General features: G+C 34.3%; 12 protein-coding genes. All 12 read left to right on the top strand.

Annotated elements, in window-relative coordinates; translation table 11 throughout:
* Window positions 1–17 precede the first annotated feature (17 nt).
* The 12 genes from KF896_16485 to flgK all read left to right on the top strand — a co-directional run bounded on the left by KF896_16485 (window position 18) and on the right by flgK (window position 15,353).
* Complete coding sequence (locus KF896_16485; GenBank protein MBX3045312.1) at window positions 18–4,436, top strand: PAS domain S-box protein; 4,419 nt, start codon at window positions 18–20, stop codon at window positions 4,434–4,436.
* Window positions 4,437–4,574: 138 nt separating this feature from the next.
* Complete coding sequence (locus KF896_16480; protein MBX3045311.1) at window positions 4,575–5,834, top strand: HAMP domain-containing histidine kinase; 1,260 nt, start codon at window positions 4,575–4,577, stop codon at window positions 5,832–5,834.
* Window positions 5,831–7,690, top strand: coding sequence for a hypothetical protein (locus KF896_16475; protein MBX3045310.1), 1,860 nt, complete (start codon window positions 5,831–5,833; stop codon window positions 7,688–7,690). The genes KF896_16480 and KF896_16475 overlap by 4 nt, the downstream gene beginning before the upstream one ends.
* A 266-nt stretch (window positions 7,691–7,956) precedes the next feature.
* Entirely contained in the window at window positions 7,957–8,736 is a 780-nt protein-coding gene (flgF, locus tag KF896_16470; protein MBX3045309.1) for a flagellar basal-body rod protein FlgF, read from the top strand.
* Window positions 8,737–8,905: 169 nt separating this feature from the next.
* Window positions 8,906–9,694: a flagellar basal-body rod protein FlgG gene (flgG, locus tag KF896_16465; protein ID MBX3045308.1), complete on the top strand. Its 789-nt coding sequence runs from the start codon at window positions 8,906–8,908 to the stop codon at window positions 9,692–9,694.
* Window positions 9,695–9,707: 13 nt separating this feature from the next.
* Window positions 9,708–10,454 (top strand): flagellar basal body P-ring formation protein FlgA, encoded by a 747-nt coding sequence (gene flgA / locus KF896_16460; GenBank protein MBX3045307.1) that lies wholly within the window; start codon window positions 9,708–9,710, stop codon window positions 10,452–10,454.
* Window positions 10,455–10,469: 15 nt separating this feature from the next.
* Window positions 10,470–11,036: a flagellar basal body L-ring protein FlgH gene (locus KF896_16455; GenBank protein ID MBX3045306.1), complete on the top strand. Its 567-nt coding sequence runs from the start codon at window positions 10,470–10,472 to the stop codon at window positions 11,034–11,036.
* On the top strand, window positions 11,036–12,148 hold the full coding sequence (locus KF896_16450) for a flagellar basal body P-ring protein FlgI (GenBank protein MBX3045305.1): 1,113 nt from the start codon (window positions 11,036–11,038) through the stop codon (window positions 12,146–12,148). Before KF896_16455 ends, KF896_16450 begins: the two co-directional genes overlap by 1 nt.
* Before the next feature lie 257 nt (window positions 12,149–12,405).
* On the top strand, window positions 12,406–13,062 hold the full coding sequence (locus tag KF896_16445; GenBank protein ID MBX3045304.1) for a lytic transglycosylase domain-containing protein: 657 nt from the start codon (window positions 12,406–12,408) through the stop codon (window positions 13,060–13,062).
* Window positions 13,063–13,064: 2 nt separating this feature from the next.
* Window positions 13,065–13,502: a flagellar protein FlgN gene (locus tag KF896_16440; GenBank protein MBX3045303.1), complete on the top strand. Its 438-nt coding sequence runs from the start codon at window positions 13,065–13,067 to the stop codon at window positions 13,500–13,502.
* Between the two features lie 34 nt (window positions 13,503–13,536).
* Entirely contained in the window at window positions 13,537–13,884 is a 348-nt protein-coding gene (locus KF896_16435) for a hypothetical protein (protein ID MBX3045302.1), read from the top strand.
* A gap of 2 nt (window positions 13,885–13,886) precedes the next feature.
* Complete coding sequence (gene flgK, locus KF896_16430) at window positions 13,887–15,353, top strand: flagellar hook-associated protein FlgK (protein MBX3045301.1); 1,467 nt, start codon at window positions 13,887–13,889, stop codon at window positions 15,351–15,353.
* Window positions 15,354–15,358: the final 5 nt, after the last annotated feature.

Here is a 15,358-nt window from a genome sequence, read left to right as displayed (position 1 = left end):
GTTTTTTCAGGATAATTATGCAATTTAATGATTACACTATAGAAGAGCTTTTAACTGAGAACTTGAAGCTGAAGCAGCAAAATGAGGAGTTGCGTCAGGCAATTAGCGAGAATAATTTATCTCAAATAAATATTCAAAAAATTGCCGAAGAAGTAAGTGATGTGATTTTGATGACTGATATGAATTTAGTTACTCAATTTATCAGCCCTTCAATTTCCAAATTGACCGGATTTACTCCTGAGGAACACTTATTACTTACACTTGAAGAAAAGCACCCACCCGAATCAATTAAGCTTGTAAAGCAAGTCTATCAGCAGGAAATGCAACTTGAAAAGTCGCCGGATTCAGACCCGAACAGAAGCAGGCTGATTGAAATTCAATATTATCATAAAGATGGCTCTAAAATCTGGACTGAAATTAATATAAGCTTTTTAAGGGATAATAATGGCAATCCAACAGGAATTAAGGGTGTAACCAGAAATATTGAAAAAAGAAAGCAAATTGAAAGAGACCTTATACTGACAAAAGAAACTTATTCCAATATTTTCAACACCATCTCTGAAGCAATTTATATTCAGGAAGAAAACGGTGTGTTTATAGACATCAATAAAGGAGTCGAAAATATTTACGGATGTGACCGAGATTATATCATTGGGAAAACCCCTGCTGATGTTGCAGCTCCCGGAATGAACAATCTTGATGAAATTACAAGAGTTAGTTTGGAAGTACTAGATACAGGCAAGCCGACCAGATTTGATTTTTGGGCTATCCGGCAAAATGGCGATATATTTCCAAAGGAAGTTATTGTAAATCGTGGAACCTATAATGGTAAGGTATGTTTGATTGCCACTGCAAGAGAAATAAGTGACAGAATTGAAAGAGAGAACAAGATAAAACAAAGTGAAGAAAAATTTCGGTTAATTGCGGAGAATACTTCGGATGGTATAATTGTTTTTGAGGATAATAGAATAACTTATGTATCACCATCATATTTAGCTATAAATGGCTACACTGAAGAAGAAGAATTAGGAAGAACAGCTCAGGATATAGTTGATTTAATACATCCCGATGATGCTGCCGAAGTTCTTGATAAAATCTTTTCAGCACAAGCCCTGCAAAAAGAAAGTATTAAGTACGAAGTCAGAATTTTACATAAAGCCGGACATTATTACTGGCGTGAAGACCATACAAAATACATTTATAATCCTGATGGTACTGTAAAGCGAACATATATAATTTCAAGAGATATAAATGAACGAAAAAAACTTGATGAAAGATTTGAAATTTTAAGACTTGCTGTTGAGCAAAGTCCGGCGAGTATTGTAATTACGGATACAAATGGAAATATTGAATATGTTAATCCAAAATTTGAAGAATCAAGTGGATATAAATCTGAAGAAGTTTTAGGAAAAAATCCTAGGATTTTGAAATCCGGACTGCAAAGTGAAGAGGTCTATAAAGATTTATGGACTACTATAAGCAGAGGTGAAACTTGGCGAGGAGAATTACATAATAAGAAAAAAAATGGTGAGCTTTTCTGGGAGCTTGTTTCAATTAATCCAATTACCAATTCAAATGGGGAAACAACAAATTATCTTGCAATTAAAGAAAACATCACAGAAAGGAAGTTTTTTGAAAAGTTATTAATTGAAAGTGAAGAAAAATATAGAAAAATATTTGAAAATATTCAGGATATTATTTATCAGACTGATATGTCCGGAAATATCATAGATATTTCCCCATCAATTGAAAGACATTCAGGATATAAAAGAGAGGAATTGATTGGTAAACAAATTCTTGAATTTTATGTAAAGCCAAACGACCGGAAAAATTTTGTAAATGAACTTATTAGAAATAGTTCAGTATCAAATTTTGAGGTTGAACTAAAAGCTAAAGACAATAGAGTTGTTATTGCGTCTGTAAATGCGCAGCTCATTTACGATCAGGAAGGCAATCCTGAAAAAATTGAGGGCGTTTTACATGATATTACTGACATAAAAAATGCTGAACTCGCTTTAAAAGAAAGTGAAGCACAATTCCGCAGTCTTTTTGAAAATGCCGCTGATGCAATTTTTATTGCAGATATAAATACGGGGATTATTTTAGACGCCAATAACGCAGCTTCAAAATTAGTAAAAATACCAATTGAAGAAATAATTGGATTACATCAAACAGACTTGCACCCGAAAGAAGAGGAGAATAGAAGCAAAGAGTCTTTTATTCAACATATTGCAGATATTGAAGCTAATAATTTATCAAATCTGATTGAAACTAATGTTGTTGCATCAGATGGTACTTTATCTGTTGTAGAGGTATTGGCTTCTACTGTTAATTATCAAGGTAGAAAGGCAATAATGGGTATTTTCAGGAATATTAGTGAAAGAAAGGAGTATGAAAAAGAATTTATGCAGGCAAAAGAAGCGGCTGTGCTTAATTCCGCTAATGTTACTGCAATAATTGAAAATACCACCAGTAGTATATGGGCTTTTGATGCTCATTATGAAATTATTTACATCAACAAAGTTTTTCATGATGAATTTAATGCCGCATTTGGAGTTGAGTTAGTTCCCGGCTCTAACTTGCTTGAAGCACTTCCGGATATTTTACAACCAATTTGGAAACCTCGATACGACAGAGTTCTTCAAGGCGAACAATTTACATTTATAGATGCTGTTGATACTGGATTTGGTATCATTTACATTGAAGTTTCAATGAACCCAATCACAAAAAATGGTGAAGTTGTTGGCGGTTCGTGTTTTGCAAGCAATGTTACGGAAAGAAAAATTGCTGAAAAAGAGCTTCAACATTTGAATAGAATGCAGTCAATTCTTATGAATATTGCATCAAAATATATTAATATTTCTCTTGACAGAGTTGATATGACTATGCAGAAATCTCTTGAGGAACTTGGAAAATTTGCACAAGCGGACAGAGTTTACATTTTTGATTATGATTGGGAAAAATTCGTCTGCAATAATACTTATGAATGGTGTGAAAACGGTATAACGGCTGAAATTAATAACCTACAAAATGTACCTTTGGGAATGATGCTTGATTGGGTAGATGCTCATAAAAAAGGAGAAGCAATGTATGTTCCTGATGTTTCCCAACTTCCTCGTGGAGCGGTACGTGAGATTTTGGAGCCACAAGGAATTAAAACAGTAATTACAGTGCCTATGATGGATGGCAACAATTGCATAGGTTTTGTTGGTTTTGATTCAGTAATTAATCATCATATTTATACTCAAAATGAACAAAAACTACTCAAAGTATTTGCTCAGATGATAGTAAATATTATACTTAGAGAAAATCTGGATAGAGAACTCATCAGTGCAAGAGATACAGCAGAAGAAAATGAGAGAAAAGTAAGAAGTATGTTTGAAAATTCTTTAGTCGGATTTTTATATTGCAATGACTCCGGTGTTTTGATTGAAGCAAACCCTGCAGCATTAAAAATGTTAGGTTCGCCATCATTAGAGGACACCAAAACAATCAATTTGCTAAATTTTGAACCATTGGTTAATGTAGGTTTTTCTCCAAATCTTCAAAAATCTATTGATAATCAAGTCATTATAACGGATGAAGACATTTATACAAGCAAATGGGGTAAAACAGCTTACATCAAATATTACATAATTCCATTAATTAAAAATGATAAAGTAACAGGTGTTTGGATAAATTTACAAGATTTAACAGATATTTGGAAAATTCAGCAAGATTTAATTACCTCTAAAGAAAAAGTAGAAGAAAGTGACAGATTGAAAGCTGCATTTCTTCAAAATATATCTCACGAAATTCGCACTCCGATAAATGGAATCGTTGGTTTTGCAAAATTTTTATCTGAATTTGATTTATCCGCAGATGAACGACTTGAATATGCTGATATGTTGGTTAAAAGCTGCACCAGATTGTTGAATACAATTGATGACATTATTAATTTATCAAGATTAGATTCAAATCAGATTGAAATAAATAGAAATAATCTATCACCGCATGACATTATTCAAACTCTTGATAATAAGTATCGAAACAGAATTAATAGTTTGGGCTTGAAATTTATTGCAAATACTGAAAAAATAAATAGCGATTTAGTAATTTCGGGTGATGAGTACTGTTTTATTCAAATAATTGACTGCTATCTCAGCAATGCCGAAAAATTTACAAAAGAGGGTGAAATTGAATTAGGAGTATTCGCAGTTGAAAAATCTGTAACATTCTACGTGCGAGATACAGGGATAGGAATTTCTGAAGAGCATTTTGAAAAAGTGTTCGAGCGTTTTTATCAGACTGATTTATCAATTTCTCGGGGTTATGAAGGCTCAGGATTGGGGCTCTCGCTGGCAAAAGGCTTAGCTGAACTTATGGGCGGAGAAGTGTATGTTGAAAGTAAAGTTGATTTAGGCTCAACATTTTATTTTAAGTTACCGTTGGATTAAATTATCATTTTAGTAAAAATTATTATGATAAATACAAACTATAATAGTAAAATAACGAATATTTTTTTAAATGAAAATCTGAAAAGATTATCATATTTGCCTTTTGTCATACTTCCAATAAATATTGTACATATAATTTTGTTTTATTTAAATCTGCCATATTCAACAGGCGATGAATATATATGGCGTCTTGGAATAATAATAAGCCATGGAATTTTTGGTATTCTGGCACTTGCTTTTGGGTTGTATTCAAAAGTGCTACTAAAAAAGGATTTAGAGCCAATTCAGCAGGTTTGGTACTTAATTTATTTTGCAGTCTGCCTATCAATGCTGTTGGCGGTGTCTTTAACAGTTTTTGATCAGATTGTTACACCTGCAATTAATCCCTTGATAATTATTCCATTGATAGTTTCAATAGCTCTGCTTCTACCTCCGGTACCAATGCTGATAATTTTCATTATATCATATATAGTATTTTTCTTTTCAATTCAGTTTACACAAAGCGATTTGAATATTTTACTTTCTAATCGTGTAAATGGTCTGGGTATTTTTGTTATAAGCTTCATAATCTCTGCTATTCTATGGAAGAAGAATGGCGATGAGCAATTAAGCCGCGAAACAATTTTTGCTCAACAAAAGAAACTTGAAGAAATTAATCAGGAGCTTATAAAACAAGCAGAAGAACTAAAACTTTTAAATAGTACAAAAGATAAGTTCTTCTCTATTATTGCACACGATTTAATAAATCCTATAGGCAGTTTAAAAAACTTACTTGAAATAATCAGCGAAAAATATAAGAAAATCCCTGTTTCTGAATTGGGCGATAATCTGAATGTATTGAAAGAAACCTCCACAAATATTTTGGCTCTAACCCAAGATTTGCTTTCCTGGAGCCGGAGTCAAAACAAAACAATATCATTTAATCCTGTTGAAGTTGATTTAAAAGATATTTATATTTATACTTCAGAAATTTTTAAAACAATAGCTGAGCAAAAAAAAATCAGTATGATAAATGATATTCCATCAGGAATAATTATATATGCTGATGTAAATATGTTCACTACTATTTTGAGGAACTTACTGTCAAATGCCATCAAGTTTACCCCATTTGAAGGTGAAATTGCTATAGGTGTAAAACAATCCGCTGATAAAGAACCTATAATCTACGTTCGAGACTCAGGCATCGGAATCATTCCTGAAATAATTAGCGAGCTCTTCAAAATTGATAGCAGCTTCAGTACCGTAGGAACTTACGGTGAGAGAGGCACCGGCTTAGGACTCATTCTATGCAAAGAATTTGTAGAAATACACGGTGGAAAAATTTGGGTGGAAAGCGAAGTCGGAAAAGGCAGTACGTTTTATTTTAGTTTACCGATAGTTAAAGAGAATACAAAATGAAAGAAATTTATAAACAAATGAAACTTAGTTTATTAACTTTATCATTTCCAAAAGAAATTGAAGAGAAATATCAGGAGTACTTTCTGAATGATTCAATTAAAATTTTCAGAATAGCATTCGTTGTGCTTGTTTTTCTATACGGAATATTTGGTTTTTTAGACTGGATTGTAGCAGGTGAGAATTTGAACTATTTCTTATATATTAGATATTTAGTAGTAATTCCATTCTTACTATTTGTTTTGTTTTTGTCTTATACAAAGCATTTCATAAAGATTTGGCAATATTTGATATTAATGTCATTCCTGCTTGGAGGTGCGGGTATAATAATTATGCTTCTTTTTGTGCCTGATGATATTTCATATTATGGTGGGCTGATGCTTGTTTTCTTTGCCGGATATTTCTTTATCAAAATCAGATTTATAATGGCTGCTATTGGTGGAATTACTCTTTTAGTAATATTTAATGCTACTTTCTTTTATTTAATGGATAATTTTTTTGAATTAATGCTAAAATATAATTTCTTTTTCATATCTGCAAATATTATTGGTATGTTTGGTGCTTATTATTTGGAATTAATAAACAGAAGGAATTACTGGCTTAATATTAATTTACAGACTAATTCAGAAAAACTCAGCCATTTGAATTTATTGTTAGACGAGCAAATTAAAATAAAAAGCAGAGATTTGGAAGAACATCAAACTAAAATAACAGCATTATTTGAAGAAATGACTGATATGGTAGTTTTGCATGAAGTAGTTTTCAATGAGAAAGGAGAGGCAATTAATTATGTAATTACAGACTGCAATAAAGCATTTACAAGAGTAACGGGAATAGCCAAGGAAGATGCAATCAATAAAACTGCGGATGTTGTTTATAACTCATCTGAGCCACCTTTTTTGAAAGATTTTACTGATGTGGCGCTTTCAAATAATCCACTTCGTTTTGAAACATATTATGAGGCAATGAGTAAATACTTCAGAATATCTGTAGTACCAATTGGTAAAAACAGATTCGCCACAATCACTGATGACATTACTGAAAGAAAAAAAGCTGTTGAAGAACTTGTTGAAACCAATTCGCAATTAGAAAGACAATACGAAGAGTATATGCAGCTCAATGAGGTGTTGCGTCAAACAAATTATGACCTTGAATTAGCTAAAGAGAAAGCAGAAGAAAGTGACAGATTAAAAACTGCATTCTTACAGAATGTTTCTCATGAGATCCGCACTCCAATCAATGAGATTATAGGACTTTCCAAACTAATAACAATGGAAGTCAATAATGAAAGCAAGGAGGAATACATTCAATTGTTAAATCAAAGTACTACAAGACTACTTAATACTGTTGATGACATTATAAGGATTTCTAAAATTGATTCAGGATTAACAGAAATAATTAAATATGAATGTATGCCTCTGAATATAATTAATAATATATATGATTATTATTATCACTATTTTAATGGTAGAAATGTTGAACTAAGAATTGTTATTGAAAAAAAATACGAGGAAATGGTAATTATAAGTGATGAAAAAATTATTTATCAAATTATTAATTCTTTTGTCAATAATGCTCTAAAATTTACATCTTCAGGGTATTGTGAAATTGGTTTTTACCAAAAGGATAAGGAAATTGAATTTTTTGTAAGAGATACAGGAATTGGGATTCCCGAAACTTCCATTAAAAAAATATTCGAGCGTTTCTATCAGGCAGATTTATCAATTAGTCGTGGATATGAAGGATCCGGACTTGGTCTTGCAATAGCAAAAGGACTTGCAGATGTTCTTGGTGGAAAAATTTGGGTGGAGAGTGAAATTGGAAAAGGCAGTACTTTTTATTTTAGTTTACCCTCATAGAATTGAAATTCAGAATACACTGACTGAAACAAACTACTAAATAAAACTCAAATTGTCAATATTCGCCAATGGCTAAAAATATACTATTTTATGATGAATCTGATGAGAAACAAATCTTATAGATTAATAACATTATTCTACTATTAAGTCCAATTTTATCAACTGTTTACCATTCTACTACAATAACATAATTAATTAAACAATTTTTCGATGGCATAATGCTTGTTGATAAAATTTTGAATTATTATTATTAGATTGAAATACAGATGGTAAAAGAAATATTCACGGCAGCACTTGGAATGCAATCTCAAATGACCAGACTTGAGGTAACGGCAAATAATATTGCCAATGCTTCAACCCCTGGATATAAGAGAGCAACTGTATTTGAAAGGAATCTCATTGAAGCCGGAAATAATTTTCAAAACATTGAGGGCGATGTAGAACAGCGTGACATACCTGCGACTCAGTATTATGACTTTTCTCAGGGCGATATGCGTTTTACTGAAAACCCATTTGATCTGGCAATAGAAGGCGATGGATTTTTCACTCTTACGGATGAGGGTGATAATAAATACCTGACTCGTGCAGGAAATTTCAGGTTATCGGGTGACGGGATAATAACATCCATGGATGGTAAAAAGCTTATGGGTGCCGATGGTCCTATCAGCTTACAAAGGGAATTTTTCTCCCGTCATGCCGTAACCGGTGACAATACTTCCAGGAGCATAAGGATAGCTCAAACCGGGGAAGTTTTTGTAAATGATTTTGAAATAGGAAGAATTGCTGTGGTTATCCCCGAGGACATGGCAAAGCTTGAAAGAATGGAGAACTCACTATTCAAACCCATTGATGATGTGGAGCTACAGGAAGTAGAATCCGCATTAACAAGCATCAGACAAGGATGGCTCGAAGGCTCGAATGTCAATATTGTACAGGAAATGGTACAAATGATTGAAATTCAGAGATACTATGATGTAGGAAGCAAAATTATCCAGACCAACGACAATACTCTTGAAAAATCAATCGGTCTGGGTAGATTCTATTAATTTGTTGTATGAGGGAGAAATTATAGACTGCTGATAAGTACTTTGAAACAACTGATTTTCTGCTTAAAAACTTTGTAAAGACATCTCCCTGTGTAAGAGTAATTGTAAAAAATCAGTATAAGTACCGAAAGCAGTCTTTATTTAGAAAAAAATATATCAGGATGATATTATGGATAAAACTTTAAGAACAGCATCAACCGGCTTAGCCGCTCAACAGAGATATGTTGAAATTATTTCTAATAACTTGTCAAATATTAATACAACAGGTTATAAGAAATCACGTCCTGAATTTCAGGATTTGCTGTATGAAACTCTAAAGCCTGCCGGCAATTCTACTAATTCCGGTGCCGAGCCTCTGAACGAAGTACAGATTGGTTCAGGTACAGAGCTTGTTGCTACAAAAAAGTTGTTCATGCAGGGTGATATTAAAAGCACCGAAAATCCACTGGATATCGCAATAAATGGTGAGGGATTTTTTGTTTTAAGACGTCCTGATAATTCGTTTGTATATACCAGAGACGGCTCATTCCTACTCAACAGAAATGGTCAGGTAGTCAATTCTCAGGGGCATTTCCTTGAGCCGGGAATAAATATTCCTAACGATGCAGTTCAGATAAACATGTCAAGAGATGGCATTGTAAGCGTCGTAGTTGATGGTTCTACCGATGAGCAGACACTTGGACAGATTGAGCTGGCAAGATTTATCAATCCCGGCGGTTTGCGATCATTGGGTGGTAATCTATTCACCGAAACTCCAGCTTCCGGTGTTCCTCTTCTTGAAATTCCGGGTGCGGTTAATACAGGTGAAATCATTCAGGCGCATCTTGAGTCTTCTAATGTTGATATCGTTGAAGAAATGGTTAATATGATTAATGCGCAGCGTGCCTATGAACTTAATTCAAAATCAGTTAGAACTGCTGATGAAATTCTTGCAACAGCTGTTCAATTGAAAAGATAATTAGTAATCTAATATGAAAATTTTTAAAGAAAATACGACAAGCAGAAATTATAATGTAGTTTGGCATTATATTGCAATATGTTTTATGGCTCTTATTAGCCATGGATATATTTATGCTGCTTCGACTTTTTCATCAGATAGAATTGAGAAAGCAATAATTGCTCTTGCTGAAGAAAGAATCAATGCTGAAGCTGAAATTGAATTTCTAAATAGAATTAAAACTATAGAATTTCCTGAAGATAATATATCAGCAGAAATTATTTTTGACGAAATAATTAACCCGGGATTTAATACTGTTGCTCTAAAATTTTCACATAATGGAAGATTATTGAAATATATAGAAATTAATATCAGAGTAAAATTTCTGAGTAAAGTATGGGTTGCTTCAAGGTCAATTCCATCAAATACAAAACTGAACGAAAAAGACTTTATTTTAAAATTAAAAAATATTAGTTCAGGTCCTGCACCATTGGACTTGAATGAATTCATTGGAAGGGAGCTTTCAAGGTCAGTTATGCAGGATGATTACATAACTCCTGAGATGTTAGCCAGTGAAGTCCTAATAAAACGTGGCGACAAAGTAACGATAATTGTTCAGTCAGGCGGTGTAAGAATCAGATGTGCCGGTACAGCAGTTCAGGACGGCGCTCCGGGACAACAGGTTCGCGTAAAACGTGATAATTCTCCTGCAGTACTTACAGGAAAAGTAACAGACGATGGTATGATTTTAGTATATTCAGGTAACCTGTCTATTAAATAAGGATTTAAAAAAGTAATGAAATATCTTCTTGTCATAATAACATTTTTAGTCTCGCAAACTGCGTTGGGGCAATTCATTCAGAATAACTCACGTTCAATATTTTCGGATGTCAGGGCATTCAAGCCGGGTGATGCAATCACGGTACTCATTCTGGAGGATACTCAAGCCGATAATTCTGCCAATACAAACACAACCAGGTCATCTGATGTAAATGGTGGGATTAATTTCAAAGCAGGTTCATCAGAAGTTAGTGGTAGTGGTGGTATTAATACCGGCACAGGACACCAAAGTCGTGGAGGTACTGCAAGAAATGAAAAAATACGCTCAAGATTAAGTGTGAAAGTGATGGAAGTAGTTGAAAATGGAAATCTGCAAATAGAAGGAACCCGTACTACCAAAATTAATGGTGAAACTCAGACCATAGTTCTCAAAGGAATTGTTAGACCGGTTGATATTGGTACTGACAACTCTATTTTTTCTTATTCTATTTTAGATCTGACATTAATTATTGAAGGTGATGGAACAGTATCCAAAATTCAGGAACCCGGATTATTAACCAAATTTATTAGAATATTGTTTTAATGAAAATACAACTCAACATATTGATTTATCTTTCACTTACGCTGATTTTTCTGACATCCGCAGAATCAGCAAGAATTAAAGATATTGCTGTAATTGAAGGAGTTTCTGGGGTTCAGGTTGTAGGATATGGCTTGGTGACAGGTTTGAATCAGACCGGCGATAATCAGCAGACAACTTATACAGTACAATCTGTAATGAATATGCTTAAACGTTTTGGTTTGACAGTTCCTGACAGAAACCCCAGAGTTCGAAATGTTGCTGCCGTTATGGTTACAGCAACTATACCAAGTTTTATGAGGGCAGGCACGAAAGTTGACGTAAATGTATCATCAATGGGTGATGCAATGTCGCTTCAGGGTGGTGTACTGATTATGACTCCGCTATCAACTGCCGATGGAACTATAATGGGAATGGCACAAGGACCACTTACTGTTGGTGGTTATGACTTTTCATCGCTGGGTTCACAAGTCAGCAGAAACTTTACAACAACAGGGAGAGTTCCGAATGGGCTCATACTTGAAAGAAATATTGAATCAAATTTTATTCAGGAAAATATTCTAAGAATTAGTCTTCGGGACCCGGATTTTACAACATCGGCAAGAATAGCAGATGCAGTAAATTCAGTATCAGGTTTAGCTAATTCAGCAGTACCTGTAAATTCAGGAATAGTAGAAATTAAAATGCCTGATAATCAGACACAAACTCAATTAATGCAGTTAATTTCTCAAATTGAACTTCTGAATGTTATAAGTGATCCTGTAGCACGAATCGTAATCAATGAAAGAACAGGTACGGTTGTTGTAGGTGGCAATGTTCAGTTATTGCCATCGGTTGTAGCGCAAGGCGGATTGGAAATATCTATTCAGAGAGATGTTTTATTTCCTGATCAGGCACCATTCACAATCAGGCCACCTCCTCAACAAGCAGAAGTGGCTTCAGTTAATGCAAGAGAAGAGCTTAGAGAGTCAGTACCCCTTGTTGTTCAGGGTCCGACAGTACAGGATTTGGCAAATGCTCTGAATTTATTGAAAGTCAGCCCAAGAGATTTGATTTCAATTTTCCAGGCACTAAAAGAATCCGGCTCACTTCAAGGTGAATTAATAGTACAATAATAAATATGAATGATTTCGGTAACCATATTGAACTAAATGCTATGAACACTCTGCTCACTAAGCGAACAGAGGAGCTCAACCGTAAAGCTGAAACTACTAACTCTAATAATCTTTCTGATATTGAAAAACGAAAATTTGCTGAGGTATCGAGAGGCTTTGAGGCAATGTTTGTTAATATGATGCTAAAGGAAATGAAATCTGCATTGCTTGAAAACAAAGACAGTGAGTATAGTGCCCCTCTGCAGGAATATTCAGATATGCTTTTTGCTGAACAAATTTCAGATCAGGGAAAAGGTATTGGCATAGCAGAAAAAGTCTATCAGTTTTTGACAGGTGAAGATTTACCTATAGCCAGAATTATATCACAACCAAAGCCGGTAGTTGAAATTCAGCCAAAGCAAAGACCTGAGAGAAAAACTGCTGAAGTGGCTCAGAACTTAGAAAAAGTCGCACCTACGAGAGAATTAAACAAAGGAAATTTTCTTGACAGGGTTAAGAATCGTATCGAAGTGTACGATAATATAATCAATGCAGCATCTGAAAGATTTGGAATTAAACCTGAAATGATTAAAGCAGTAATTACTGCTGAATCTGCAGGACATAATTATGCTAAATCTAAAGCAGGAGCAAAAGGATTGATGCAGCTTATGGATGGTACAGCACGGGATTTGGGGGTCACAGACTCATTCGACCCTGCACAAAATATTTTCGGAGGCGCCAGATATTTAAAACAAATGTTGGATAAATTCGGAAATAATCAGGAGCTGGCACTTGCAGCTTATAATGCTGGACCAGGTAATGTGCAAAAATATGGTGGAATTCCGCCATTTAAAGAAACACAGGGTTATATTAAAAAAGTAAACAAATATCTTCAACAGTTCCTTACGGAAAATATTGAAAATCAAGGAATTTAGGCATGATTGAAAGATTAATGATCTATCTCAGATACGAAGAACAATTGCTTCAAGAGCTGGTGGACATTGCAAAAGAGCAACAAAGAGCTCTTGTTACCCTTAATTTGGGTGACCTGGATGATATTAGCCAAAGGCAGGAAGAACTGCTCTCCAACTTGAAGAGAGCGGAAGATGCACGCATAAAGTTTATGATGGAGTGGTTAAATATAACCAGGACTTCTGCTGCAAAAATGACTATGACACAGATATTGAACTTCTCTGATAGTGAGAATTATAGCGTTTTAGCTTTAATGCAGGATTCTATGAACTCCCTGACAAATCAATTATTTAACTTAAATCTTTCTAACAGAATTTTATCTAACAGAGCCAAACATTCAGTAACTGAGCTTATAAGTGTGCTAACAAATGGCACAAATAATGTTTGTAATGTTAAAGTATAATAATATATGTATGAATTAATTAATAGAAAATAGTATGAGTACTTCACGTTCAATTGCGGATTCTGCAATGATGCAGGCGAATATAATAAAATCTCAGGTTAACAACATTGCTACCTTACTACCTGAAAATGAGTTGTATCAGGTTAGAAGAAGAATGCTCGATACTGTTACCGACCTTGAAAATGATGTGATGGGCGGCTTCTCCTTGCGTAATAAAATAGAGCGAGTCAGAGCATTCGTTACTGTTGTCGGCAGACTTATGGAATGCAAGGATTATCTCGAATATGCCAACAAAACTTCACAGGTTAATGTAGATAATGTTTTTAAAGGTATTGATGAATTATCGAATCTTTTACTTGTAAATAGTGGAACACTTAACTAATTATGTCAGGTTTCAGCACACTGGAAATAGGGAAAAAAGCTCTTCTTGCCCAAAGATTTGGTCTTGAAGTTACATCCAATAATATTGCCAATGTTAATACTCCGGGATATTCAAGAAGAGCAGCGGTATTATCGGAAGATATTTCGATTCGCAGAAATGGCTTCTTTATGGGCAATGGTGTTATTGTTCAAAAGATACAATCATTTCGCAGCGATTACTATGACCGTGAAATTCGTGCTATAACATCACGCAAAGCCGCATTTGATGTAGATACTCAATACCTCAAAAGAATTGAAACAGCACTTGGCGAACCAACTAATGACGACCTTGATACATTGATGACTGAATTTTACAAAAGTTTCGACCAGGCAGCTCTTAATCCTGATAATTTGTCATTTCGAAGTTATATAATAGATACAGGAGTTACGCTTGCTGAGCGTATGAATCGCATTGCAAACTCGGTAAATGAGTTGCGTTATGAAGCACAAAATTCCATAAACGACAGTACCAAAGCAGTAAATACTCTACTCAAAGACCTTGTCGAATTGAATAAACTGTCGGCATACAATCGTCATAAAAACGATGACAGCTCTATGCAGTTCATTGACCAAAGAGAATTGAAACTTCAGGAACTATCAAAATTTTTTGATATTAAAGTTTCCCAGAATGATGATACAACAGTTAATGTATTTTTGAATGGTATAAATCTCGTTTCAGGTGTTTACTATTCAGAAGTAAATTATCGGGTTGTAACAGACCCATTGACCACAGAATCAACTATCGAACTTTTCCGCAGAGATATAGACACCGGTACAGAAACAAATTTGCAGCCTCAATCAGGTGAAATTTTTGCTAATATGAGACTTTATAATGAGCTGTTAGACCCCGTTGATTCAAGTAATAATTTCTCAATAGCTTCACAATTTAATGAATTTGTAAATACATTTGCAACAAAATTCAATGAAATAATTATAAATGGCTTTGGAGCGAACGATACGGACCCTCTCAGCCCTCCTGAAAGACCATTTTTTGTTCCTTACAATGCCTTATCTGCAACTCCATCTGCCGGCATTAATGCTTTCTCTATACAAGTTAATCCGGATTTAATCAATAATCCTTACGACTTACCACTTTCAGCAGTAGCAGGTGAGCCCGGCAATACCGACATAGCAAGACAATTAGCCAGAATGTCTGAAGATAAAAGCTTTCTTAATAACCAGAACCCAATCGAGTATTATTCTTCTTTTATTGCACGAGTAGGAAGTGAAGCGCGTCAGGCAGTGAATGGCTATTCAAACAGCAAGCTGATTGACGAGCAACTCAATACTCAAAGAGAAAGTCTGATGGGTGTTAATCTTGATGAAGAAGCTGTAAACCTCATAAAATTTCAAAAAGCATTTGAAGCTTCTTCAAGAATTATCAGCGTAACGAATGAACTTCTTACAACATTAATTAATCTTGGGAAGTAAATGAC

The organism is Ignavibacteriota bacterium, assembly GCA_019637995.1.
Classification (GTDB): Bacteria; Bacteroidota; Ignavibacteria; order Kapaibacteriales; family UBA2268; genus JANJTB01.
Note: the sequence above shows the minus strand (reverse complement) of the source record. Positions and strands in the feature narration are given on the sequence as shown.